Here is a 22,061-nt window from a genome sequence, read left to right on the forward strand (position 1 = left end):
TGAATTGGGTTGAATACATGCTTTGCAGAATTGTAGCAGTACATGTGACAAAAAATTCCTCGATTCTCAATGGGTCGCATGGCATAGTGCCTGAATAAAGGATGATAAATGCAAGGCACAATGAGCTTAAATACGCAGATTTTAATTGCCGCAATATTGGGTGTGGCATTTGGCTTTTTATTAATTCAGTTTCCAGAGACGCAGTTTTTGTCTGCCAGCCTGTATGGCTTGGGGATTGCCAGTAGTATTTTTATTGGCTTGCTGAAAATGATCTTGGTTCCGTTGATCTTTAGTTCGATTGTGGTAGGGGTATCGAATTTACAAGCGGGTGGTCAGCTGAGTCGAACGTGGAAAATTACCTTAGCGTGCTGCGTCACTACCACAACTTTGGCACTGATCTTGGGTCTAGCATGCGCGCATATTTTTAAAGTCGGGCAGGGCGTGGACATCGTCATGTTCCAAGATGCAATGCAACAGCATCAGAGCCCTGACACCCTCACAGCAGGTTCATTCTTTACCAATTTTATTCAAAATACACTGATTAATCCGTTTAAAGCCTTTAGTGATGGCAACGTACTCGCAGTTGTGGTGTTTTCACTATTTCTCGGTGTGGCCTTGGTTAAAGGCGGTGAAAAATTTCGAAGTGTGAGAAAGCTCAGTCAGCAATTTTTTGACATCATGATGATGATTATCGGCTGGGTGATGAAGCTTGCACCGATTGGTATTTTTGCATTATTGGCTAAATTGATTGCTACAGAAGATATTTCGGTGTTGAGTCGCCTCGCGGAGTTTGCTGCCGTAGTCACAGGGACGACGATTTTCCATGGGGCAGTGGTGTTACCTCTGCTGCTTTGGATCTTTGGGAAAATGAGCCCACTGACATTTTTTAGAGGAACACGAGCTGCCTTAATCACTGCTTTTGCAACCAGTTCAAGTTCAGCAACGATGCCACTCTCGATGAAATGTGCGCAGGAAAATTTAGGTGTCCGTCCTCAAACAGCAGGTTTTGTAATTCCTTTGGGCACGCAGTTGAATATGGATGGTACGGCGCTGTATGAAGCTGCTGCTGCCTTGTTTATTGCCAACTTGATGGGCTTGGATTTAACCTTGGGTCAGCAGTTAATTGTTTGTGCAACCGCCATGATTGCGTCACTCGGCGCACCGGGCATTCCAAGCGCTGGAATGGTGACAATGATTATGGTTTTACAATCAGTCGGACTCCCTGCAGAAGCGATTGCGATTTTACTGCCGATAGATCGACTCTTAGATACGGTACGGACTGTGGTGAACGTACAGGGCGATATGATGATTAGTGTAGTGGTTGATCGTCATACGCGAGATGTAGATGAACCAGCGTTGTCGAATTAAGCACATAAAGAGCTAAAATGTGGGGTGTAGACGATCTCGCACAGATGCCCGTCTAAGTCTTGAAAATAGCCTGCATAACCACCGTAAAACGTGGGCTGTGCGGGGTTAATTGTTTTTGCACCTGCGCGTTGGGCTTGGTGCATGATTTGATCGATGGCTGCGGGACTGTTGACGTTATGACCAAGAGACATTTGAGTTGGACAAAATACTGATGTATTGATGTCTGTGTCATGACTAAGGCTATCTTGCGGCCAGAGTGCGAGCTTTAAACCGTGTTGTAAATCAAAAAATGCCACAGCGCCATGTTCAAATTCAGTCCCAATAATCCCTGCGCTATTTAGACCTAAACCCTCCTGATAAAACGCAAATGCAGAATGTAAATCATTCACGGCCAGTGTAATGACGGAGATGTGAGCGTGCAGGGAGATGCTCCTGAACGATGTATTTTTATTTTAGGATGAGGCTGAATATAAATGCATTTTAAAGAGAATAGGGAGTTCGGAAGAACTATACTTTAAACCTCGAACTTACGATCCTATCCATCTTGAGTGTGTTGATTGCGCAATAAAAAAAATGGAGCGTAATGGAAGTGAGCACTAAAAAGCAGGGCGAACCCTGCTTAATACAGATTTTAAATGGTGTTTATGCAACTTTCAGTGCGGCACGTTTTGCAGCAGGAGAGTTGTCGAGGTATGCAATAGCATCTTCAGTTTTTGCTTCATGTACAGGATCGTACCAAGGCATTAAATACCCCAATTGCTGTGACACTAACCAAAGTGGATGTGGCAATAAGCGATTGTCTTTTTGCGCGATACGCGCCCATTCACGCCAAATCCACGGTTTATATACGGCAGGTTTAATCGATGCATAGCGCGAGTCTTGCTGCATGATATGTGCTGCACCATCGACCCATAGACCAAGTACGGCTGCAATCACGATCACACTTTGATAATAGCGAGAAATATAGCCCCCACCGAGATGACGATACAAATCAAAAGCCACGGTACGATGTTCTATTTCCTCTGCACCATGCCATTTTACTAGATCGAGCATATTCGGATCAGCGCCTAGTCGTTCCCACTCTTTGTTGTATAAAGCATATTTGCCTAGTACACAGGTCATGTGCTCAACTGTTGCAATCACCCCTAAACGAAAGAGATCCCATTGATGATCCAAGGCTTTGGGTACGTTGAGCCCTAGAGGTTGGTCCGCAAGCAGTTTGCCAAAGAGAAAGTCCATGATCTCAAGGTTGCGTTGAATACTGATATTACGCTGAGATAAGTATTCTTTATTAGCAGAGTTATGTGCCTGAGCATGCATGGCTTCTTGGCGGATAAATGCTTTAACGTCCTCTACTAATTTTTCATCTCTAATTTGTGGCAATACTTTGTTATACAGACGGCAAAACCAAAATTCACCTGCCGGTAAGATCATATTAATTTCATTAATAAAATAGCTGACAAAAGGTTGGTTAGGCACCCAGTCAACTTGAGTATCTTGCCACTCAAATTTCACTTTACGTGGCTTAATTTTATATTCGATTGATGATCCAAGTTTTGTGTTTTTCAAGCGGGAGAGTAATTTCATGACCTATCCTTGTTTTTATGTGATCGAGTACACATCTGATTTATTCAGTATCCAAAAAAAATCCTGCATTGTGATTAGCAATACAGGACATTTCATTATCTTCAGATGATACTTTTTGTCAGACAATCATCCTTGCGCTGACTTTAAAAATAATGGATTAGTGGTCTGATTTTTTGTCTTCAGCTTGGGGTAAATCTTCAGATGTAGTGTGGAAGTCATTGAATGCTTCCGCGTCCACATCGATTTCAATATCATCTTCCGATGCTTCAGGTATGCTGTCGAGATCAAACTCTGTGGATTGCTCTAGAGTGAAGTTTAGACGACCCGCCATGACACTCGCTAACTCTTCTAAACCTTGTTTATTCAATGATGAGAACAATTGGATAGAGAAGTTCAGCTTCATTTTTTTCAATGCCGCTTTCACTTCTTGTAGTGCTTTAGAGGCTGGGCCACGGTTTAATTTATCTGATTTGGTGAGCAGTACATGCACGAACAATTTACGTGAATGTGCCCATTCCAACATCATGACGTCAAAATGTTGTAGTGGATGACGGATATCCATCAACAGAACAAGACCTTGTAAACTTTCACGGTGTATTAGATAGTTTTCTAACTCTTTTTGCCACACGATTTTCATCGCTTCAGGTACAGCGGCATAGCCATAACCCGGTAAGTCGACCAAACGTTGATCAGGATTTCCTAGACTGAAAAAGTTGATCATTTGGGTACGACCCGGTTTTTTCGACGCACGTGCCAATTGTTTTTGGTTGGTGAGCGCATTAATGGCACTTGACTTACCCGCATTAGAGCGGCCAGCAAAGGCAATTTCATAGCCGGTATCTTCAACGCAGAGGTTGAGTTTAGGCGCACTCATTAAGAACTCAGCTTTGCGTAGCCAGTTGAGCGAGCGCACAGCATATTCAGTAATCGCAGAGTCTACTTTTTTCTCATAAGTAATCTTTTGCTTCGGCGCATTGGCCGCTTTACTGTTTCGTGATTTTCCTCTGTGCTGATGCATAACCCAACTTCAATAACTGATTTAACAACACGCATTATAAAGGAAGTCGGGCAGGCAAGCGAATTTTGTCGCAGGCAAAGTGAAATTAGAGATTGATCATTTGAATTGGAGATTGTGTTGTAAATTTAGATGAGCTACTTGGTTGCAAGACATCGGCAAGTTTGTACTGATCGAGACTTTGATAAAACTGTTCTAAAGCTTGGTCTAAGATGCTTTTTAAACCACACTGACTGCGCAGTACGCAGGGTGGGTCATTGCATTCAACAATCTGGTGATTACCTTGCAAAATCCGTACGATTTGACCGAGCTGAGCCTCAAGTGCTTCAGGGTTAAGGCGGATGCCGCCACCTTTGCCGCGGCTGGTGATTAACCAGTTTTGCTTTGCCATAAAATGCACAATTTTCACCAAGTGATTACGCGAAACGTGCAGGTCTTCTGCAATTTCAGCAATGTTATAAGGCACATCACGAGGACGTGCGATATAGAGCAAAATGCGTAATGCATAATCGGTGAATTTATTGAGTTGCATGATAATACTGTGAATCTGAGAGAAATAAATAAGGGCTAGTCTAGCATAACTAAACTAACCCTTTGTATTTCAGGTGAATAGCTTAGTTAGTGTTTTACACCACCAGTGCCGAAAGCTTCGCTGTGAATATTGCTAGCAGGAATACCACGAGCAATTAAAGCTTTGTGTTGTTCAGCCATAAATGGCATTGGACCGCAAAGGTAATAATCCGCATTGATCGGTAACAGTGCAGTATCCATGCTGCCTAAGTCTAGACGACCAGCAGCATCATAATCTTCACCTAATTTATCATTAGCATGAGGGAACTCATACGCTGTAAAAGTGCTAAGACGTGGGTATTTTGCTTCCAAATCCTGAATGTGTTTATGCATTGCATGCACTTGTTTGCTACGGCAGGCATGGATAAAGGTTACAGGTTGTGGCATGTCTAAAGTCACCAACTGATTCAGCATCGCAATCATTGGTGTTAGACCTACACCACCACTGATAAAGACATTGCGTTTTTGTGAATCAATCAGGAAGAAATTACCTGTTGGTGCAGACACTTCGATTTCTGAACCGATCTCCAAGCCATGCAGTGTATTTGATACCCAACCTGGAACCAAGTCACCTTTCTGATCTTCACGTTTTACAGAGATACGTAAGTAGTTGTCTTGTGGGCTGGTAGACAGTGTATATTGACGTGGTTGTTTTAGACCCAGCTCATCGACCAATACACGTACAGAGATGTACTGACCTGCTTCATATTTTGGTAAATCATCACCATCAGAAGGCTCAAGGTAGAATGAGGTGATTTCATCACTTTCAGCCACTTTTTTCGCGATTTTGAAATTACGCCAACCTAACCAACTGCCTTTAGTTTGCTGATGTTGCTCATAAATCGCTTTTTCAGTGCTGATAAACAAGTCTGCCAATTGTCCATATGCTGCTGCCCAAGCTGCAATCAGTGGATCTTCCATTGAAATGCTTAATACTTCACTGATCGAGTGCAGCAAATTTTCGCCGACAATATTATAGTCTGGAGCTTGAATGTTAAGACTCACATGTTTATGCGCAATTAATTCTACAACTGGTAAAAGTACAGATGGGTCCTCAATATTTTCAGCATAAGCCAATACAGCACCCGCCAAAGCTTGTGCCTGAGCACCGCTGCGCTGATGTCCCATGTTAAAGGTTTCTTTGAGGTCAGGGTTATTGCCCAACATACGATTATAGAAGTAACCAGTCAGCGCGACACCATTTTCACGTAGAACAGGAACAGTAGCTTTTACTAGGTCAATTTGCTGCGGAGTCATAGCTGATCTCTCATGGCTGTTATTTATAAGATGTATTTAAAATACATTTTTAAATACATCCGCGCAATACATGTTTTAGTAAAAACCATAAAAAAAATATGGGATATTAAAATATCCCATAAATTCAGCATAGATAATCGTAATGGCGAATTATTTTTTACCAAACAGTGAACCTAGCAAACCGCGTACGATTTTCTGACCTGTCGACCCACCCAAGCTGCGTGCAGCACTTTTTGCAAAAGTTCCTACCGTGTCTTGAATCAGTTTTTCACGTTGTTTGGCTGAACGCTCAGCTTCTTTTTGTTGTTCGCGCGCAAGGCGTTCTTGTTCACGTGCTTGCTGTTTGGCGAGTGCATCTGCTTCTTTTGCTTGTTGTTTGGCCAACGCTTCTTGTTCTTTGGCTTCTATTTTATCTTGTTCCGCTTGGATGGCTTGTTGTTGGCGCTCCGCCACTTTATTTTGTAAAAGTTCATAGGCACTTTCACGATCTGCTTCGGTGTCATACACACCTGCGACAATACTATTTGCCATCAGAGCTTTGCGTTCTTCTACAGCAATTGGGCTAAATGAAGAGTAGGGTGGCATCACCCAAGCACGTTCAACAATTTGAGGTGTGCCTTGTTCATCTAGACAGCTAATCAGTGCTTCACCTACAGCCAGTTCCGTAATCACTTGATCGACTTTAAACGCAGGATTGGCTCGAAAAGTATCTGCTGCCGTCTTGACCGCTTTCTGATCTTTCGGGGTAAATGCACGTAGCGCATGTTGAACACGGTTACCCAGTTGTCCTAAAACACTCTCAGGTAGGTCAAGTGGATTTTGCGTTACAAAGTAAATGCCGACCCCTTTAGAGCGAATCAGACGAACCACTTGTTCAATCTTTTCTTGTAAAGCAGGGCTGGCATTATCAAACAATAAATGCGCTTCATCGAAGAAGAACACTAGTTTGGGTTTATCCATATCTCCAACTTCGGGCAATTGTTCAAACAGTTCTGACAGCATCCAAAGTAAGAAAGTCGCATAGAGCTTAGGGGTATTCATTAACTTGTCGGCTGCGAGCAGGTTGATGTTGCCACGACCTTGTGTATCCGTTTGGATAAAGTCCATGATATTGAGCGCAGGCTCACCAAAAAACTTGTCACCCCCTTGATCTGCCAATGCGAGCAAATTACGTTGAATTGCACCTAAGCTTGCAGGTGATAAATTGCCATATTCATTTTTAAATTCGGATGCATGTTCACTGACGTAGCTGATCATGGCTTTTAAGTCTTTAAAATCGATGAGCAATAAGCCCTGATCATCGGCAATACGAAAGACCGCAGATAACACACCTTCTTGCGTGTCATTTAAGTTGAGAATTCGGGCAAGGAGCAGTGGGCCAATTTCAGAAATGGTGGTGCGAATGGGATGTCCTTGTTCACCGAACAAATCCCAAAACACCACAGGGGAGGCAGCAAAAGGAATGCTCTCGATATTTAAACTTTTAATTCGTTCGTCAAACTTAGGATTACTTTCACCTGCTTTGGCAAGGCTAGAAACATCCCCTTTGGCATCAGCTAAAAATACAGGTACACCCAGCCGAGAAAAACTTTCTGCCAACACCTTCAACGTCACCGTCTTACCAGTACCTGTGGCCCCAGCAATCAAACCATGGCGGTTTGCAAATTGTGAATGAAGCACCACATCTTGTGTGGTGTCTTGTGTCTTTTTGCCAATAATAATTGGTGTACCCATAGATGTTCCTGTATTTATTCGAGTTGCTGTTTATTTAAATGTTGTAGTGCGTTTTCTATATCTTGTATTAAATCTGCAGGATGTTCTAGTCCTATACAAAAGCGAACCAGTAAGCCGGTTTGAATATGTGAATGTTCGAGTACACGCATATCTTTTAAGTTATATAGCATGACTAAACTGACTGGGCCACCCCAGCTAAAACCGAGTTTAAATAGTTTCAGCGCATCGCAAAAACGGCGTACATCCTGCAAACTATATTTTTCATTAAATATCACGCTGACCAAGCCGGCACTGTTTTGTTCTGTACAAATTTCTTTCCAATACTGATGTCCTGCGGAAGCTTCATCAGCAGGATGTAAAACCTGTACAAAGGCTGGCTGCTGTTTTAGCCAATTTAATAAAGTTAAAGCACTTTGTGACTGGTGTTCATAGCGCAGGCGCATAGAAGCCAGACTGCGTTGTATTTGCGCGGCATCATCACCAGAGATGCTAATGCCTTGAATGGCGTGCGCACGAAACAGTTTGTGATGAAGCTTTTTATCTCGTGTAATTACCGAGCCCATTAAAATATCGCCACCGCCACTTGGGTATTTGGTCAAGGCATGCACACTGATATCGACACCCAGGTGCTCAGCACTAAAATCAAAAGCATTAAAGGCAAGTCCTGCGCCCCACGTATTGTCCAGTGCAGTGAGAATGTTCTGCGCTTGAGCTTTTTTGACCAAGCCGACTAAATCTGGAAACTCTAAAGTGACAGAACCCGCCGCTTCTAACCAGATAAGCTTGGCTTGCGCTGAAGGGCTAAATGAATCGACATCAATAGGGTTATAAACCTTGACCACGATGCCATAGCGGGTTTCTAAATTGCGTAAATGGTCCATATTTGGGCCATAGATATTATCTGCGACCCAAACTTCATCCCCTTGACTTAAAAAACATGAATTGACCAAATTAATTGCAGACAAACCGCTTGGTGCGAATAAGTGATACAAGCCACCTTCAATCTGAGCAAGCTGATCGCCTAGGGTAAATGTCGTGGGTGTGCCATGTGTTCCATAGCTATAGTCATAATCATCAGTCCAATGGCGATTAAATAGCGCATCTGTATTTTCGAAAATTATAGTGGATGCACGAAACAGGGGAGGTTGAACACTATTGATGTATTGCGGTGCCTTTCTTGGTGCATGAATGAGTTCGGTTTGAGGATTCTTTTTCACGTGGCGCTCTGAAATGATCAAAATAATAATGAATGTTCAAAAGAATACGACTAAAACGCATGGATTTACGATGTTTTTGTATAGAAAATTAAGTGAAAAGCAAAGTTGGCTTCATTCTTGCAAAACCGATATCAGAGCAACAACAATAGGTTTAGCGCATGAAGTCGCATTTAAAAGTACATTATTTTCAGCATATTGCTGGCGAAGGGTTCGGCAGTTGTTATGAATTTTTAAAACAGCATCAGGCCAAAATTACGGCCACAGAATTCTTTGCATTACCTGTCGATCAAGCCTTAGATCTCGAGGCTTTGCCGCATGTTGAAGATGTCGATTTACTTATCATTATGGGTGGAACCATGAGCGTAAATGATGAGGCAAATTTCCCATGGTTAAAAATAGAAAAACGATGGCTGCGACGCTATTTAGCACTCGGCAAACCCGCAATCGGGCTTTGTTTAGGTGGGCAATTGATTGCCAATGCTTTGGGCGGTGCAGTGAGTCGAAATGCACAACAAGAATTGGGTTGGACGACCATCCGTAAGGTCGCTAACGTACCGCATGACTGTTTTAAACTACCTGAAGAGTTTAAAGTCATGCAGTGGCACAGTGAAACATTTGAAATTCCCAAAGGAGCGGTATTACTGGCGGAAAATGATGCATGTCGTAATCAAATGTATCAAATTGGACAAAATGTTTTGGGCTTTCAATTTCATCCTGAAATTACCCCTGAAGTACTCGATTTATTTTTGGAAAATGATGAAGAGGTGGCATTTTTTTCAGGAACACATGTACAGCCAGTACATGATCTGCGGAAAAGCGCAAAAAACAAATTTATTGAGGGAAATCAAATACTAAAACAAGCAATAGAGTATGTATTAAGAAAAAATGCCAGTTGATTAAAAGTTAAGCAATTGATCTTGCATAAAAAATGAAAAATATAAGAAAAACAGCAAAAGGGATTTGCTTATGCATTAAACAATAGCTATAATAAGCGACCCTTTGATGAAGGGGGTTAGCTACGAATAAAGTAGTTAACATCGTGACAGTCACGGCATCGATCGTGACCTTAGTGATATTTCACTGCTCTTGACACTTGCCTCTTTTAAAGTGGGGTGAGATGCGTCAAGGGTGATTCTTTATATATTTGGCTTGGAGTTAACTGGTATGTCTAACCAGAGAATTCGTATCCGTCTTAAGTCTTTTGATCACCGTTTAATTGATCAATCAGCTCAAGAAATCGTAGAAACAGCAAAACGTACTGGTGCACAAGTTTGTGGTCCAATCCCGATGCCTACACGTATCGAACGTTTTAACGTTTTAACATCACCACACGTTAACAAAGATGCGCGTGACCAATACGAGATCCGCACTTACAAACGTTTGATCGACATCGTTCAACCTACAGATAAAACTGTTGATGCATTGATGAAGTTAGATCTTGCAGCTGGTGTTGATGTTCAGATCGCTTTGGGTTAAGGCTTTCGGTTAATTAACGCTCTAAGTTAATTAGGCCGCTTTTTTAGAGGTTTATGCACATGGCTATTGGTTTAGTCGGTCGCAAGTGCGGTATGACACGTATCTTTACAGATGCTGGTGTTTCTGTACCTGTAACAGTGATTGAGGTTGATCCTAACCGCATCACACAAATCAAAACGCTTGAAACTGATGGTTATCAAGCGATTCAAATCACTACTGGTGAACGTCGCGAATCTCGCGTAACTAATGCTCAGAAAGGTCACTTTGCGAAAGCTGGTGTTGCTGCTGGTCGTCTAGTTCAAGAATTTCGCGCTACAGAAGCTGATCTTGAAGGTCGTGAAGTTGGCGGAACTATCGGTGTAGATGTGTTTGCAGTGGGTCAAATTGTTGACGTTACTGGTACATCTAAAGGTAAAGGTTTCCAAGGTGGTGTTAAGCGTTGGAACTTCCGTACTCAAGACGCTACACATGGTAACTCTGTATCTCACCGTGTTATCGGTTCTACAGGTCAAAACCAGACTCCTGGTCGCGTGTTCAAAGGCAAAAAAATGCCTGGTCACTTAGGTGCTGAACGTGTAACTACACAGGGTCTTGAAATCGTTGCTATCGACGCAGAACGTTCAGTTCTAGTTGTTAAAGGCGCGGTTCCTGGTGCTACTGGTGGCGACGTTACTGTTCGTCCTACTATCAAGGCCTGAGGGGAAATAACGTGAATTTAAATACTGTTTCCGGCTCTGCTGTTGAGTTATCTGAAGTTGCGTTTGGTCGTGATTTTAACGAAGCTCTTGTACACCAAGTTGTTACAGCTTACTTAGCTGGTGGTCGTCAAGGTTCTAAAGCGCAAAAATCACGTGCTGACGTTTCTGGCGGTGGTAAAAAACCTTTCCGTCAAAAAGGTACTGGCCGCGCTCGTGCTGGTTCTATTCGTAGCCCAATCTGGGTTGGCGGTGGTAAAACTTTTGCTGCTCGTCCACAAGACTGGTCTCAAAAAGTAAACCGTAAAATGTATCGCGGTGCTATGCAATGCATCCTGGCTGAGCTTGTTCGTCAAGATCGCCTTGTTTTAGTTGAAGAGATTGCTGTTGCAGCTCCAAAAACTAAAGAATTGCTTGCAAAACTTAACGACTTGAATGCACCTCGTGCATTAATCGTTACAGATGCTGTTGATGAGAACTTGTATCTTGCTGCTCGCAACATTCCACACGTTGATGTGGTTGATGCTGCTGCAATCGATCCTGTTAGCTTGATCGCGTTCGATAAAGTTGTTATGTCTGTTGCTGCTGCTAAGAAAATTGAGGTAGAACTCGGATGAACAACGAACGTATCTATCAAGTCCTACAAGGACCTGTATTCTCAGAAAAAGCACAAGTTTTAGGCGAAACTGCTGGTGTTCAAGTGTTCAAAGTTGCACTAGATGCAAACAAACTTGAAATCAAAAAAGCTGTTGAGCAACTATTTGGTGTTCAAGTTGTTAAAGTTAACACAACGATCACTAAAGGTAAGACTAAACGCTTTGGTAAAACATTAGGACGTCGTTCTGATGTTAAAAAAGCATACGTCACCCTGAAAGCTGGCCAAGATGTTGAAATGGCTGACTTGGGCGATACCGCTGAAAACGCAGCGGAATAAGGACGAAAATTATGCCGATTCAAAAATGTAAGCCAACGTCTCCAGGACGTCGCTTTGTAGAGAAAGTGGTTCATAACCACCTTCACAAAGGCGCGCCATATGCTCCGTTGGTTGAAGCTAAAAAACGTACTGGCGGTCGTAATAACAACGGTCACATTACAACTCGTCACGTTGGTGGTGGTCATAAACAGCACTACCGTATCGTAGACTTCAAACGTAACAAAGACAGCATCCCTGCTGTAGTTGAGCGTATTGAATACGATCCAAACCGTACAGCTCATATTGCTTTATTGAAATATGCTGACGGTGAACGTCGCTATATTATTGCACCTAAAGGCCTTCGCGCTGGTGATCAAGTTCAGTCTGGTAACGATGCTCCAATCCGTCCAGGTAACTGCTTGCCACTTCGCAACATGCCTATCGGTTCTACTCTTCACAACATCGAGCTTAAAATCGGTAAAGGCGCACAATTAGTACGTTCTGCTGGTACATCTGCTCAATTGTTGGGTCGTGACGGTTCTTACGCTATCATTCGTCTTCGTTCAGGCGAAATGCGTAAAGTACACGTTGAATGCCGTGCTGTGTTAGGTGAAGTTTCTAACTCAGAAAGCAACCTTCGTTCACTTGGTAAAGCAGGTGCATCACGCTGGCGTGGCGTTCGTCCTACCGTACGTGGTATGGCGATGAACCCAGTAGACCATCCACATGGTGGTGGTGAAGGACGTAACAAAGGTATTCAACCTGTAAGTCCATGGGGTCAAAAAGCTAAAGGGTACAAAACACGTACCAACAAGCGTACGACTAAGATGATCATTCGCGACCGTCGCGTTAAGTAACAAGTAAAGGAATCTGACAATGCCTCGTTCTCTGAAAAAAGGCCCATTCGTCGATGCGCACTTGTTCGCTAAGGTTGAAGCGGCTATCGCGGCTAATAACCGTAAGCCGATCAAAACTTGGTCGCGTCGTTCGATGATCTTACCGGATTTTGTTGGTCTAACAATTTCTGTACACAATGGCCGTAACCATGTTCCAGTGATTGTATCTGAGCATATGGTTGGTCATAAATTAGGTGAATTCGCGCCAACTCGTACCTATCGTGGTCACGGTGTTGACAAGAAGTCTAAACGTTAATAGGTGCTATGATGGAAGTAACTGCTAAATTACGCGGTGCCGCTATCTCGGCACAAAAAGCACGTTTGGTTGCAGACCTAATTCGCGGCAAATCTGTTGCGCATGCTTTAAATATCTTAAACTTCAGCAACAAAAAAGCTGCAGTTTTGGTTAAAAAAGCATTGGAATCTGCGATTGCAAACGCTGAACACAATAACAGTTTAGATGTAGACGACCTTAAAGTTTCTACGATCTACGTTGATGAAGGCATGAGCCTGAAACGTATTTTGCCACGTGCTAAAGGCCGTGCAGATCGTATTACTAAGCGTACTTGTCACATTACCGTTAAGGTAGGGGTTTGATATGGGTCAGAAGGTTCATCCAATCGGTATCCGCCTAGGTGTTGTGAAACGTCATAACGCTAACTGGTATGCGAATCCGAAACAATATGCTGAATATTTGCTAAAAGATCTTCAAGTTCGTGAGTTTTTAACTAAAAAACTTAAGAATGCGATGGTAAGCAATATTCTTATCGAACGCCCTACAGGCGCAGCTAAAGTAACTATTAGCACTGCACGTCCTGGTATCGTGATCGGTAAAAAAGGCGAAGACATTGAGAAATTACAACGCGAATTAACAGCCATTATGGGTGTTCCTGCGCAAGTAAGTATCAACGAAATCGATCGCCCAGATTTAGACGCTCGTTTAGTTGCTGAGGCAATCGCTTCTCAATTAGAAAAACGTGTAATGTTCCGTCGTGCTATGAAGCGTGCGGTTCAAAACTCTATGCGTGCTGGTGCTAAAGGTATCAAAGTAGAAGTTTCAGGCCGTCTAGGTGGTGCTGAGATTGCTCGTACTGAATGGTATCGTGAAGGTCGTGTACCTCTTCATACTCTTCGTGCTGACATCGACTATGCTACTATGCGTGCTGAGACTACTTACGGTACGATCGGCGTTAAAGTATGGATCTTCCGTGGTGAGATCTTGGGCGGCATGAAACAAGTCATGAACCCAGCTCCAGCTGAAGAACGTCCAGCTAAACGTGGCCGTGGTCGTGGTGAAGGTCAAGAGCGTCGTGGTCGTCGCAATGATCGTTCTGCTGAAAAAGGAGAATAATCCATGTTACAACCTAAACGTACTAAATTCCGTAAAGTGCAAAAAGGCCGTAACACTGGTCTAGCACATCGCGGTAGCTCAGTATCTTTTGGTACTATTGCACTTAAATCAGTTGAACGTGGTCAAATGACAGCACGTCAAATTGAAGCAGCGCGTCGTACAATCAGCCGTCGTATTAAACGTGGTGGTAAGATCTTTATCCGTGTTTTCCCAGACAAACCAATTACTGAAAAACCATTAGAAGTTCGTATGGGTAAAGGTAAAGGTTCTGTGGAATACTGGGTTTGCCAAATCAAACCAGGTAAAGTCTTGTACGAAATTGATGGTGTTAACGAAGAACTTGCTCGCGAAGCGTTTACGCTTGCTGCTGCAAAACTTCCGTTTAAAACCACTATCGTGACTCGGACGGTAATGTAATGAAAACTAATGATCTACGTGAAAAGTCGGTAGAAGAGTTGACAGCTTTGCTTGATGAGCAACAGCTTAACCAATTCCGTCTTCGTATGGCAAAAGCAACTGGTCAATTGGGTAAATCGCACGAAGTTGCGCTTACTCGTAAGACAATTGCTCGTATTAAGACCCTCCTTACCGAAAAACAGGGGAACGGACAATGAGTGAACAAACAGTTCGCACGTTAACCGGTAAAGTAGTTAGCGACAAGATGGACAAGTCTATCGTTGTTCTTATCGAACGCCGCGTTCAACACCCGTTGTATGGCAAATTAATCCGCCGTTCAACTAAATTACACGCTCATGATGAAAACAATGTTGCTAAAGTTGGCGACGTAGTAAGCATCAAAGAAAGCCGCCCAATGTCTAAAACTAAGTCTTGGACTTTAGTTGAAGTTGTTGAAGCTGCTGCTGAGTAATTAAACGTTCTTGCATCATCGGTCAATTTCGAGTACTCTTTGAGCCTTTCGAAATTGCGACCGGTGATGCTCGGTTTTGGAGTAGGGCAATGATTCAAACCGAAAGTATGCTCGACGTAGCAGACAACAGTGGTGCTCGCCGCGTACAATGTATTAAAGTACTTGGTGGTTCACATCGTCGTTATGCTTCTGTTGGCGACATTATTAAAGTTACTGTAAAAGAAGCTATTCCACGCGCACGTGTTAAAAAAGGTGACGTGATGAATGCTGTAGTTGTACGTACAAAATTCGGCATCCGTCGTGCAGATGGTTCAGTTATTCGTTTCGACGATAACGCAGCTGTTATTTTGAACAACAACAAAGCGCCGATTGCAACTCGTATTTTCGGACCAGTGACTCGTGAACTTCGTACTGAACAGTTCATGAAAATTATTTCATTGGCTCCTGAAGTTCTATAAGAGGCACTCATGGCTAAGATTAAAAAGGGCGATCAAGTAATTGTGATCGCAGGTAAAGAAAAAGGCAAACAAGGTACTGTTTTGTCTGTTTCAAATGACCGTGTTAAGGTTGAAGGCCTTAACTTGGTAACGAAGCATCAAAAGCCTAACCGAGCTACTGGCGCTGAAGGCGGCATCGTAACTCAAGAAGCTGAGCTTCATATCTCTAACGTGGCAATTTTTAATGCTACAACCCAAAAGGCTGACCGTGTTGGTTACCAAGTGATTGAAGGCGTGAAAACTCGCGTATTCAAATCTAATGGTGAATCAGTGGCGGTAGCGAAGTAATAGGTTGACTAGGCAATGGCCAGACTTAAAACGCGTTACAACGACGAACTTAAGGCTCAATTAAAAGAAACATTGGGCGTTAAGAATGTGATGGATATCCCTCGCATTACAAAAATTACCATCAACATGGGTGTTGGTGCTGCATCAGCTGACAAGAAATTGTTAGATGGCGCTCTTTCTGATATGCAAGCAATTGCTGGTCAAAAACCAGTACTTACTTTAGCTCGTAAATCTATCGCTGGTTTCAAAATCCGTGATGGTTGGCCGATCGGCTGTAAAGTTACTTTACGTGGCGAACGTATGTACGAATTCTTAGACCGTTTGATCTCTATCGCGATCCCTCGTATCCGTGACTTCCGTGGTTTCTCTGCGAAATCATTTGATGGTCGTGGTAACTACTCAATGGGTCTTAAGGAACAAATCATGTTCCCTGAAATCGATTTTGATAAGATTGATCGTATTCGTGGTATGGACATTACCATCACTACGACTGCTCGCACCGATGACGAAGGCCGTGCGCTTATGCGTGCATTCGGCTTCCCGTTCAAATAAGAGGTCGATATGGCTAAGAAAGGTATGATTAATCGCGAATTGAAACGCGAAGCTACTGTTGCTAAATACGCTGCGAAACGTGCTGAATTAAAAGCAATTATCGCAAACGTAAATGCATCAGACGAAGAACGTTTCGAAGCGATGATGAAATTTCAAGCATTACCACGTAATGCGTCTCCAGTACGTCTACGTAACCGTTGTGGTTTAACTGGTCGTCCTCATGGTTACTTCCGTAAGTTCGGTTTAAGCCGTAACAAATTACGTGAAACAGTAATGCAAGGTGATGTACCGGGCGTTGTTAAGGCAAGCTGGTAAGGAGCACTATAAATGAGTATGCAAGATACCGTTGCCGACATGCTAACACGTGTTCGTAACGCACAAATGGCAAAGAAACAAACTGTTTCTATGCCAAACTCAAAGTTGAAAGTTGCGATTGCTAACGTACTTCAACAAGAAGGTTATATCGCTGATGTAGCTGTTGCTGATAATGAAGGCAAAGCGACTTTAACGATTACTTTAAAATATTTCGAAGGCAAACCAGTTATCGATACTGTGAAACGCGTAAGCCGTCCTGGTCTACGTCAATATCGCGGTAAAGATGCACTTCCTAGCGTTAAGCAAGGTTTAGGTATTGCAATTGTTTCTACAAGCAAAGGCATCATGACTGATCGCGCTGCACGTGCTGCAGGTATCGGTGGTGAAGTTATTGCTTTTGTTTCTTAATAGGTGATTCCTCATGTCTCGTGTGGCTAAAGCCCCAGTAACTGTACCTAACGGTGTTACAGTTACTCAGAACGGCCGGCAGGTCGAAGTGAAAGGCAGCAAAGGTACATTGTCTTTCAACCTGCATGCGCTGGTCGAGCTAAAACAGGAAGACGGTACTCTAGTTATTGCTCCTAAAGCTGAATCTAAAGATGCTTGGATGCAAGCTGGTACTGCTCGCGCTGTGCTTAACAACCTTGTAAAAGGTGTTAACGAAGGTTTCGAACGTAAGTTACAACTGATTGGTGTTGGTTATAAAGCTGCGGTTAAAGGTAACATTGTTAACCTTAACCTTGGTTTCTCTCACCCGATCGACTACAACCTTCCTGAAGGTGTAACTGCAGAAACTCCTACTGCAACTGAAATTGTACTTAAATCAGCAGATAAAGCTAAATTAGGTCAAGTTGCTGCAGAAATCCGTGGTTACCGTCCGCCAGAGCCTTATAAAGGTAAAGGTGTTCGTTATTCTGACGAAGTTGTACTTCGTAAAGAAGCTAAGAAGAAATAAGGCGCGAGGTTCTTATGAACGAAAAGAAACAATCCCGTTTGCGTCGTGCGAAAAGCACACGCTTGCACATCCGTGCATTGGGTGCGACTCGTTTGTGTGTAAACCGCACTCCGCGTCACATCTATGCTCAAGTTATCTCTGCAGATGGTGGCAAAGTATTAGCGCAAGCTTCTACTTTAGACGCTACTCTACGTGCTGGTACTACTGGTAACGTTGAATCGGCTCAGAAAGTTGGTGCTTTAATTGCAGAACGTGCTAAAGCGGCTGGTGTAACTAAAGTTGCATTTGACCGTTCTGGTTTCAAATATCATGGTCGTATCAAAGCCTTGGCTGATGCTGCTCGTGAAAACGGCTTGGAGTTCTAATCATGGCTAAAGTTGAACAAAACGAAGGTCTTGTTGAAAAGCTGGTTGCCGTTGATCGTGTAGCCAAAGTTGTTAAGGGTGGTCGTATCTTCTCTTTCACAGCATTAACTGTTGTGGGTGATGGTAATGGTCGCGTAGGTTTTGGTCGTGGTAAAGCACGTGAAGTTCCAGCTGCTATTTCTAAAGCACTTGAAGCTGCTCGTCGCAACATGATTACTGTTGACCTTGTTGACGGTACTGTTCAGCACCCTATCAATGCTCGTCACGGTGCAAGCCGCGTTTACATGCAACCTGCTTCTGAAGGTACTGGTGTAATTGCTGGTGGCGCTATGCGTGCAGTTTTAGAAGCTGTAGGTGTACGTAACGTATTAACTAAGTGTTATGGTTCTACTAACGCTGCTAACGTAGTAAACGCAACTTTTAACGGTTTGCGTGATATGACTTCTCCTGAGAAAGTTGCTGCGAAACGTGGTTTATCAGTAGCACAAATTCAAGGGTAATCAATCATGAAAACGATTAAAGTTACCCAGACTAAATCTTCATCGCATCGCTTGAAAAATCACAAGCTTAGCCTTAAAGGTTTAGGTCTGCGTCGTATTGGTCATACAGTTGAAGTGCAAGATACGCCTTCTAACCGTGGTATGATCAACCAAGTTTACTATATGGTTAGTGTAGAGGAATAAGCCATGACTCTGCGTTTAAATACAATTGCACCTGCAGAAGGTGCTAAGCGTGACAACCTACGTTTAGGCCGTGGTATCGGCTCTGGCGTTGGTAAGACTGGTGGCCGTGGTGTCAAAGGTCAAAACTCACGTAAGAGCGGTGGTACACGTCCTGGTTTCGAAGGTGGTCAAACTGCGTTATATCGTCGTTTACCTAAATTCGGTTTCACTAGCCAAATGGCTTTGAAAACTGCTGAAGTACGTTTATCAGAACTCGCTAAAGTTGAAGGCGACATCGTGTCTCTTGAAACTTTAAAAGCTGCTAACGTTGTACGTAAAGATATGTTACGTGCACGTATCGTACTTTCTGGTGAAATTACTCGTGCGTTCACTGTTCAAGGTGTTGCATTGACTAAAGGCGCTAAAGCTGCTGTTGAAGCTGCTGGCGGTAAAGTCGAGGAGTAATCCCCAGTGTCTATGACTCCTAGTTCGACAGGTCATGTTAACATGATGAAAGGCCAGCCTTTTCATGTGAAATATCGTGAAATTATCCGCCGTATGATGTTCCTCATCGGGGCGTTGTTGGTTTTTCGACTGGGAGCACATATTCCAGTACCGGGCATTAACAATGCCGCACTAGAGAATCTGTTTAATGCAAACCAAGGTACGATCCTTGGTTTGTTTAACATGTTCTCAGGTGGTGCATTAGAGCGTATGTCAATTCTTGCTCTTGGGATTATGCCGTATATCTCTGCATCGATTATTGTGCAGTTAATGTCTACGGTTGTTCCTTCGCTGGAAGCTTTAAAGAAAGAAGGCGAACAAGGTAAGCGTAAGATCAATCAATATACGCGACAAGGCACATTGTTTCTTGCACTTGTGCAAGCTGTTGGGATGTGTGCAGGTCTGATTAGTCAAAATATTACTTTGACTAGTGGACTTGCTTTTTACGTTCCTGCTGTAACTTCTCTGGTTGCAGGTACAATGTTCCTGATGTGGTTAGGTGAGCAAATTACAGAGCGTGGAGTGGGGAATGGTATTTCCATGATCATCTTCGCTGGTATTGTTGCTGGTTTGCCGAACTTGGTTCTGCAATCTTTAACCTCAGTAGATAATGGCCAATCAAGCTTAATTGGTCTTGCAATTTTTGCATTGCTGTCTGTTGCAGTGTTAGCAGCAATTGTGTTTATTGAGAAGGCGCAGCGTCGTATTCCGGTAAACTATGCTCAAAAACAACAAGGTCGTCGTGTATTTACCGCTCAGCAAACACATTTGCCATTAAAAATTAATATGGCGGGTGTGATTCCTGCAATTTTTGCAAGTTCATTGCTATTGTTCCCAGCGAGCTTAGGGCAATGGGTAGGCAGCGCAGATCCAAATGCTGGCGTGATTAAACGTGGCCTACAAGATTTGGCACTCGTATTGTCGCCGGGTCAACCGATGTATTTGGTGCTATTTGGCGCATTAATTATCTTCTTCTGTTACTTCTATACTGCGCTAGTATTTAGCCCGAAAGAAGTGTCAGAGAATTTAAAACGTAGTGGTGCTTATGTACCGGGTATTCGTCCTGGTGAGCAAACTGCACGCTATTTAGATCATATTTTGAATCGTTTGACTTTTATTGGCGCGGTTTATATCACAATCATCTGTTTAATGCCGATGATTCTACAAAGTTCATTTGGTATTCCATTTAGCTTAGGTGGTACGTCTTTACTGATCGTAGTGGTGGTGGTGATGGACTTTATGGCTCAGCTTCAAGCTCATCTCACATCGCATCAATATGACAATCAATCGTTAATGCGTAAAACGACTGCTCATCCGAAAGGATAAGCGCACTTAGAGGTTTCATTATGAAAGTTCAAGCTTCTGTAAAGAAAATTTGTGGTAGCTGTAAAGTTATCCGTCGTAATGGGGTTATTCGCGTAATTTGCAGCGCAGAACCTCGTCATAAGCAGCGTCAAGGTTAATCTGATCAAGACCTGTTGATTTCAGTAGGCTAATTAGGTTATTATCCGCCCCTCAAAGATTTTGTCGGGCGGTTGATTATCTTAACTGCCTTTTTGGAGAAAATTGAATGGCTCGTATTGCCGGTGTAAACATTCCGGATAACAAGCATGCTGTTATCTCTCTAACGTACATTTTTGGTATTGGTCGCCACACTGCAAAAGCTATCTTAGCTGCTGCTGGTATTGCACCAACAACTAAAATTCGTGAATTAGATGACGCTCAGCTTGATGCGATTCGTGCAGAAGTTACTAAGGTTCCTACCGAAGGTGATTTACGTCGCGAAATTTCCATGAACATTAAACGTTTAATGGATTTAGGCTGCTACCGCGGTCTTCGTCATCGTCGCAGCTTGCCTGTCCGTGGTCAACGCACCAAAACTAACGCACGTACCCGTAAAGGTCCGCGCAAACCTATTAAGAAATAAGATTTCTGGAAGCTAAAAGATGGCTAAAGATACTCGCACACGCAAGAAGGTCACTCGTACCGTCTCTGAAGGTGTTGCACACATTCACGCTTCTTTTAATAACACCATTGTGACTATTACCGATCGTCAAGGTAATGCACTGGCTTGGGCTACCTCTGGTGGACAAGGCTTCCGTGGATCACGTAAATCAACTCCGTTTGCTGCTCAGGTAGCTGCTGAGGTTGCTGGTAAAGCTGCTTTAGATTACGGTTTGAAAAACTTGGACGTCCTTGTAAAAGGTCCTGGTCCAGGTCGTGAATCTGCGGTTCGTGCTTTAGGTGCAGTGGGTTATAAAATTAACAGCATTACCGATGTGACGCCAATCCCGCACAACGGTTGCCGTCCACCTAAAAAACGTCGCGTGTAAGGAGAAACATTCATGGCTCGTTATATTGGTCCAAAATGCAAACTCTCTCGCCGCGAAGGGACAGACCTGCAATTAAAATCTGGCGTTAAACCATTTGACGTCAAAACAAAAAAAGCTGCTAAAGCACCTGGCCAACATGGTGGCGCTCGTGGCGGCAAACAATCTGAGTACTCACTACAATTACGTGAAAAACAAAAAGTACGTCGTATGTACGGTGTTTTAGAGCGTCAATTTAGTAACTACTACAAAGAAGCTGCTCGTGTTAAAGGCGCAACAGGTGAAAACTTGTTGAAACTTCTTGAAAGCCGTCTAGATAACGTTGTTTATCGCATGGGTTTTGGTTCTACACGTGCAGAAGCTCGTCAGCTTGTATCTCACCGTTCAATCACTTTAAATGGTCGTCGTGTTAATATCGCGTCTATCCAAGTTAAAGCTGGTGACGTTGTTGCAGTTCACGAAGGCGCTAAACAACAATTGCGTATTAAAAACGCAGTTGAGTTAGCGACTCAACGTGGCATTCCATCTTGGATTGAAATTGATCATTCTAAATTGGAAGGTACATTCAAAGCTGCACCAGATCGCTCTGATTTACCTGCTGAAATCAACGAAAGCTTGATTGTAGAATTGTATTCTAAATAATCCT

General features: G+C 43.2%; 34 protein-coding genes and 1 pseudogene. 28 read left to right on the forward strand and 7 right to left on the reverse strand.

From position 1 onward, the window contains the following. Positions 1–108: 108 nt before the first annotated feature. Positions 109–1,368: a dicarboxylate/amino acid:cation symporter gene (locus AC25JC_RS03000; protein ID WP_171525930.1), complete on the forward strand. Its 1,260-nt coding sequence runs from the start codon at positions 109–111 to the stop codon at positions 1,366–1,368. Here AC25JC_RS03000 and AC25JC_RS03005 read toward each other — a convergent pair. The 7 genes from AC25JC_RS03005 to AC25JC_RS03035 all read right to left on the reverse strand — a co-directional run bounded on the left by AC25JC_RS03005 (position 1,365) and on the right by AC25JC_RS03035 (position 8,748). Further along, positions 1,365–1,790, reverse strand: a complete 426-nt coding sequence (locus AC25JC_RS03005; RefSeq protein WP_486923455.1) for a VOC family protein — start codon at positions 1,788–1,790, stop codon at positions 1,365–1,367. The genes AC25JC_RS03000 and AC25JC_RS03005 overlap by 4 nt on opposite strands. A 220-nt stretch (positions 1,791–2,010) precedes the next feature. Then, complete coding sequence (locus AC25JC_RS03010) at positions 2,011–2,955, reverse strand: metal-dependent hydrolase (RefSeq protein ID WP_486923426.1); 945 nt, start codon at positions 2,953–2,955, stop codon at positions 2,011–2,013. 157 nt (positions 2,956–3,112) lie between these two features. Next, complete coding sequence (gene yihA / locus AC25JC_RS03015) at positions 3,113–3,973, reverse strand: ribosome biogenesis GTP-binding protein YihA/YsxC (protein WP_180084610.1); 861 nt, start codon at positions 3,971–3,973, stop codon at positions 3,113–3,115. An 85-nt stretch (positions 3,974–4,058) separates the two neighbouring features. Further along, a complete protein-coding gene (locus tag AC25JC_RS03020) occupies positions 4,059–4,502 on the reverse strand; it encodes an RrF2 family transcriptional regulator (protein ID WP_486923427.1) in 444 nt (147 codons plus the stop codon). An 86-nt stretch (positions 4,503–4,588) separates the two neighbouring features. Then, the gene (gene hmpA, locus AC25JC_RS03025) at positions 4,589–5,797 is read right to left on the reverse strand and encodes an NO-inducible flavohemoprotein (protein WP_486923428.1); all 1,209 of its coding nucleotides are present in this window, start codon (positions 5,795–5,797) and stop codon (positions 4,589–4,591) included. 150 nt (positions 5,798–5,947) lie between these two features. Continuing rightward, positions 5,948–7,531 (reverse strand): helicase HerA-like domain-containing protein, encoded by a 1,584-nt coding sequence (locus AC25JC_RS03030; RefSeq protein ID WP_486923429.1) that lies wholly within the window; start codon positions 7,529–7,531, stop codon positions 5,948–5,950. Between the two features lie 14 nt (positions 7,532–7,545). Continuing rightward, positions 7,546–8,748: a PLP-dependent transferase gene (locus AC25JC_RS03035; protein ID WP_486923430.1), complete on the reverse strand. Its 1,203-nt coding sequence runs from the start codon at positions 8,746–8,748 to the stop codon at positions 7,546–7,548. A 158-nt stretch (positions 8,749–8,906) separates the two neighbouring features. On the opposite strand from AC25JC_RS03035, the gene AC25JC_RS03040 reads away from it, so the two are divergent. The 27 genes and pseudogenes from AC25JC_RS03040 (at position 8,907) to rpsD (ending at position 22,057) form a co-directional block, all read left to right on the forward strand. Further along, positions 8,907–9,644 (forward strand): type 1 glutamine amidotransferase, encoded by a 738-nt coding sequence (locus AC25JC_RS03040; protein WP_486923431.1) that lies wholly within the window; start codon positions 8,907–8,909, stop codon positions 9,642–9,644. A 268-nt stretch (positions 9,645–9,912) separates the two neighbouring features. Further along, positions 9,913–10,224, forward strand: a complete 312-nt coding sequence (gene rpsJ / locus AC25JC_RS03045) for a 30S ribosomal protein S10 (RefSeq protein WP_000070912.1) — start codon at positions 9,913–9,915, stop codon at positions 10,222–10,224. A 59-nt stretch (positions 10,225–10,283) separates the two neighbouring features. Then, positions 10,284–10,922 carry a 50S ribosomal protein L3 gene (gene rplC / locus AC25JC_RS03050; RefSeq protein ID WP_486923432.1) on the forward strand — a complete coding sequence of 213 codons (639 nt, stop codon included), beginning with the start codon at positions 10,284–10,286 and terminating at the stop codon, positions 10,920–10,922. Positions 10,923–10,933: 11 nt separating this feature from the next. Then, positions 10,934–11,536 carry a 50S ribosomal protein L4 gene (rplD, locus tag AC25JC_RS03055; protein WP_078189279.1) on the forward strand — a complete coding sequence of 201 codons (603 nt, stop codon included), beginning with the start codon at positions 10,934–10,936 and terminating at the stop codon, positions 11,534–11,536. Further along, a complete protein-coding gene (gene rplW / locus AC25JC_RS03060) occupies positions 11,533–11,853 on the forward strand; it encodes a 50S ribosomal protein L23 (protein WP_005012992.1) in 321 nt (106 codons plus the stop codon). Before rplD ends, rplW begins: the two co-directional genes overlap by 4 nt. An 11-nt stretch (positions 11,854–11,864) precedes the next feature. Next, the gene (gene rplB / locus AC25JC_RS03065; protein ID WP_078189278.1) at positions 11,865–12,689 is read left to right on the forward strand and encodes a 50S ribosomal protein L2; all 825 of its coding nucleotides are present in this window, start codon (positions 11,865–11,867) and stop codon (positions 12,687–12,689) included. Between the two features lie 19 nt (positions 12,690–12,708). Continuing rightward, positions 12,709–12,984, forward strand: coding sequence for a 30S ribosomal protein S19 (gene rpsS, locus AC25JC_RS03070; RefSeq protein ID WP_004281508.1), 276 nt, complete (start codon positions 12,709–12,711; stop codon positions 12,982–12,984). 11 nt (positions 12,985–12,995) lie between these two features. Next, a complete protein-coding gene (gene rplV, locus AC25JC_RS03075) occupies positions 12,996–13,325 on the forward strand; it encodes a 50S ribosomal protein L22 (RefSeq protein ID WP_035265103.1) in 330 nt (109 codons plus the stop codon). Position 13,326: 1 nt separating this feature from the next. Next, positions 13,327–14,143 (forward strand): annotated as a pseudogene (gene rpsC, locus AC25JC_RS03080) (30S ribosomal protein S3). Next, the gene (rplP, locus tag AC25JC_RS03085) at positions 14,083–14,496 is read left to right on the forward strand and encodes a 50S ribosomal protein L16 (RefSeq protein ID WP_068909575.1); all 414 of its coding nucleotides are present in this window, start codon (positions 14,083–14,085) and stop codon (positions 14,494–14,496) included. Before rpsC ends, rplP begins: the two are co-directional and overlap by 61 nt. After that, on the forward strand, positions 14,496–14,693 hold the full coding sequence (gene rpmC / locus AC25JC_RS03090) for a 50S ribosomal protein L29 (RefSeq protein ID WP_005012982.1): 198 nt from the start codon (positions 14,496–14,498) through the stop codon (positions 14,691–14,693). Before rplP ends, rpmC begins: the two co-directional genes overlap by 1 nt. Then, complete coding sequence (rpsQ, locus tag AC25JC_RS03095; RefSeq protein ID WP_078192456.1) at positions 14,690–14,947, forward strand: 30S ribosomal protein S17; 258 nt, start codon at positions 14,690–14,692, stop codon at positions 14,945–14,947. The genes rpmC and rpsQ overlap by 4 nt, the downstream gene beginning before the upstream one ends. 89 nt (positions 14,948–15,036) lie before the next feature. Next, on the forward strand, positions 15,037–15,405 hold the full coding sequence (gene rplN / locus AC25JC_RS03100) for a 50S ribosomal protein L14 (protein WP_005012978.1): 369 nt from the start codon (positions 15,037–15,039) through the stop codon (positions 15,403–15,405). A 9-nt stretch (positions 15,406–15,414) separates the two neighbouring features. Further along, positions 15,415–15,732, forward strand: coding sequence for a 50S ribosomal protein L24 (gene rplX, locus AC25JC_RS03105; RefSeq protein ID WP_078189274.1), 318 nt, complete (start codon positions 15,415–15,417; stop codon positions 15,730–15,732). A 15-nt stretch (positions 15,733–15,747) separates the two neighbouring features. Further along, on the forward strand, positions 15,748–16,284 hold the full coding sequence (rplE, locus tag AC25JC_RS03110) for a 50S ribosomal protein L5 (protein WP_067762907.1): 537 nt from the start codon (positions 15,748–15,750) through the stop codon (positions 16,282–16,284). Between the two features lie 9 nt (positions 16,285–16,293). Then, positions 16,294–16,599, forward strand: a complete 306-nt coding sequence (gene rpsN, locus AC25JC_RS03115) for a 30S ribosomal protein S14 (RefSeq protein WP_067762906.1) — start codon at positions 16,294–16,296, stop codon at positions 16,597–16,599. Between the two features lie 12 nt (positions 16,600–16,611). Then, a complete protein-coding gene (gene rpsH, locus AC25JC_RS03120) occupies positions 16,612–17,007 on the forward strand; it encodes a 30S ribosomal protein S8 (protein ID WP_078189273.1) in 396 nt (131 codons plus the stop codon). Between the two features lie 13 nt (positions 17,008–17,020). Further along, complete coding sequence (gene rplF, locus AC25JC_RS03125) at positions 17,021–17,554, forward strand: 50S ribosomal protein L6 (protein WP_078189272.1); 534 nt, start codon at positions 17,021–17,023, stop codon at positions 17,552–17,554. 14 nt (positions 17,555–17,568) lie between these two features. Beyond that, positions 17,569–17,919 carry a 50S ribosomal protein L18 gene (gene rplR / locus AC25JC_RS03130; RefSeq protein WP_067762903.1) on the forward strand — a complete coding sequence of 117 codons (351 nt, stop codon included), beginning with the start codon at positions 17,569–17,571 and terminating at the stop codon, positions 17,917–17,919. 2 nt (positions 17,920–17,921) lie between these two features. After that, positions 17,922–18,419: a 30S ribosomal protein S5 gene (rpsE, locus tag AC25JC_RS03135; protein ID WP_067762902.1), complete on the forward strand. Its 498-nt coding sequence runs from the start codon at positions 17,922–17,924 to the stop codon at positions 18,417–18,419. A 6-nt stretch (positions 18,420–18,425) separates the two neighbouring features. Beyond that, entirely contained in the window at positions 18,426–18,602 is a 177-nt protein-coding gene (gene rpmD / locus AC25JC_RS03140) for a 50S ribosomal protein L30 (protein WP_005012961.1), read from the forward strand. 3 nt (positions 18,603–18,605) lie between these two features. Then, positions 18,606–19,046, forward strand: coding sequence for a 50S ribosomal protein L15 (rplO, locus tag AC25JC_RS03145; protein WP_078189271.1), 441 nt, complete (start codon positions 18,606–18,608; stop codon positions 19,044–19,046). Positions 19,047–19,091: 45 nt separating this feature from the next. Continuing rightward, complete coding sequence (gene secY, locus AC25JC_RS03150) at positions 19,092–20,411, forward strand: preprotein translocase subunit SecY (RefSeq protein ID WP_171263746.1); 1,320 nt, start codon at positions 19,092–19,094, stop codon at positions 20,409–20,411. Between the two features lie 20 nt (positions 20,412–20,431). Then, the gene (rpmJ, locus tag AC25JC_RS03155) at positions 20,432–20,548 is read left to right on the forward strand and encodes a 50S ribosomal protein L36 (protein WP_000867907.1); all 117 of its coding nucleotides are present in this window, start codon (positions 20,432–20,434) and stop codon (positions 20,546–20,548) included. A gap of 107 nt (positions 20,549–20,655) precedes the next feature. Beyond that, entirely contained in the window at positions 20,656–21,012 is a 357-nt protein-coding gene (rpsM, locus tag AC25JC_RS03160) for a 30S ribosomal protein S13 (protein ID WP_078189269.1), read from the forward strand. A gap of 19 nt (positions 21,013–21,031) precedes the next feature. Next, entirely contained in the window at positions 21,032–21,418 is a 387-nt protein-coding gene (gene rpsK, locus AC25JC_RS03165; RefSeq protein WP_001040166.1) for a 30S ribosomal protein S11, read from the forward strand. Positions 21,419–21,430: 12 nt separating this feature from the next. Continuing rightward, positions 21,431–22,057 carry a 30S ribosomal protein S4 gene (gene rpsD, locus AC25JC_RS03170; RefSeq protein WP_078192454.1) on the forward strand — a complete coding sequence of 209 codons (627 nt, stop codon included), beginning with the start codon at positions 21,431–21,433 and terminating at the stop codon, positions 22,055–22,057. Positions 22,058–22,061 lie beyond the last annotated feature (4 nt).

It is taken from the genome of Acinetobacter sp. P37 (assembly GCF_057480965.1).

Coding starts and splice junctions, on each gene's coding strand:
- rplN (WP_005012978.1), top strand. CDS start 15,037: ATGATTCAAACCGAAAGTATGCTCGACGTAGCAGACAACAGTGGTGCT.
- rplP (WP_068909575.1), top strand. CDS start 14,083: ATGTTACAACCTAAACGTACTAAATTCCGTAAAGTGCAAAAAGGCCGT.
- rpsN (WP_067762906.1), top strand. CDS start 16,294: ATGGCTAAGAAAGGTATGATTAATCGCGAATTGAAACGCGAAGCTACT.
- hmpA (WP_486923428.1), bottom strand. CDS start 5,797: ATGACTCCGCAGCAAATTGACCTAGTAAAAGCTACTGTTCCTGTTCTA.
- rpsK (WP_001040166.1), top strand. CDS start 21,032: ATGGCTAAAGATACTCGCACACGCAAGAAGGTCACTCGTACCGTCTCT.
- rpsM (WP_078189269.1), top strand. CDS start 20,656: ATGGCTCGTATTGCCGGTGTAAACATTCCGGATAACAAGCATGCTGTT.
- yihA (WP_180084610.1), bottom strand. CDS start 3,973: ATGCATCAGCACAGAGGAAAATCACGAAACAGTAAAGCGGCCAATGCG.
- rpsD (WP_078192454.1), top strand. CDS start 21,431: ATGGCTCGTTATATTGGTCCAAAATGCAAACTCTCTCGCCGCGAAGGG.
- rpsH (WP_078189273.1), top strand. CDS start 16,612: ATGAGTATGCAAGATACCGTTGCCGACATGCTAACACGTGTTCGTAAC.
- rplF (WP_078189272.1), top strand. CDS start 17,021: ATGTCTCGTGTGGCTAAAGCCCCAGTAACTGTACCTAACGGTGTTACA.
- rpmJ (WP_000867907.1), top strand. CDS start 20,432: ATGAAAGTTCAAGCTTCTGTAAAGAAAATTTGTGGTAGCTGTAAAGTT.
- AC25JC_RS03010 (WP_486923426.1), bottom strand. CDS start 2,955: ATGAAATTACTCTCCCGCTTGAAAAACACAAAACTTGGATCATCAATC.
- rpsE (WP_067762902.1), top strand. CDS start 17,922: ATGGCTAAAGTTGAACAAAACGAAGGTCTTGTTGAAAAGCTGGTTGCC.
- rplE (WP_067762907.1), top strand. CDS start 15,748: ATGGCCAGACTTAAAACGCGTTACAACGACGAACTTAAGGCTCAATTA.
- rplV (WP_035265103.1), top strand. CDS start 12,996: ATGGAAGTAACTGCTAAATTACGCGGTGCCGCTATCTCGGCACAAAAA.
- secY (WP_171263746.1), top strand. CDS start 19,092: ATGAAAGGCCAGCCTTTTCATGTGAAATATCGTGAAATTATCCGCCGT.
- rpmC (WP_005012982.1), top strand. CDS start 14,496: ATGAAAACTAATGATCTACGTGAAAAGTCGGTAGAAGAGTTGACAGCT.
- rplX (WP_078189274.1), top strand. CDS start 15,415: ATGGCTAAGATTAAAAAGGGCGATCAAGTAATTGTGATCGCAGGTAAA.
- AC25JC_RS03030 (WP_486923429.1), bottom strand. CDS start 7,531: ATGGGTACACCAATTATTATTGGCAAAAAGACACAAGACACCACACAA.
- rplW (WP_005012992.1), top strand. CDS start 11,533: ATGAACAACGAACGTATCTATCAAGTCCTACAAGGACCTGTATTCTCA.
- rplO (WP_078189271.1), top strand. CDS start 18,606: ATGACTCTGCGTTTAAATACAATTGCACCTGCAGAAGGTGCTAAGCGT.
- AC25JC_RS03040 (WP_486923431.1), top strand. CDS start 8,907: ATGAAGTCGCATTTAAAAGTACATTATTTTCAGCATATTGCTGGCGAA.
- rpmD (WP_005012961.1), top strand. CDS start 18,426: ATGAAAACGATTAAAGTTACCCAGACTAAATCTTCATCGCATCGCTTG.
- rpsQ (WP_078192456.1), top strand. CDS start 14,690: ATGAGTGAACAAACAGTTCGCACGTTAACCGGTAAAGTAGTTAGCGAC.
- rpsJ (WP_000070912.1), top strand. CDS start 9,913: ATGTCTAACCAGAGAATTCGTATCCGTCTTAAGTCTTTTGATCACCGT.
- rplR (WP_067762903.1), top strand. CDS start 17,569: ATGAACGAAAAGAAACAATCCCGTTTGCGTCGTGCGAAAAGCACACGC.
- rplB (WP_078189278.1), top strand. CDS start 11,865: ATGCCGATTCAAAAATGTAAGCCAACGTCTCCAGGACGTCGCTTTGTA.
- rpsS (WP_004281508.1), top strand. CDS start 12,709: ATGCCTCGTTCTCTGAAAAAAGGCCCATTCGTCGATGCGCACTTGTTC.
- rplC (WP_486923432.1), top strand. CDS start 10,284: ATGGCTATTGGTTTAGTCGGTCGCAAGTGCGGTATGACACGTATCTTT.
- AC25JC_RS03000 (WP_171525930.1), top strand. CDS start 109: ATGCAAGGCACAATGAGCTTAAATACGCAGATTTTAATTGCCGCAATA.
- AC25JC_RS03020 (WP_486923427.1), bottom strand. CDS start 4,502: ATGCAACTCAATAAATTCACCGATTATGCATTACGCATTTTGCTCTAT.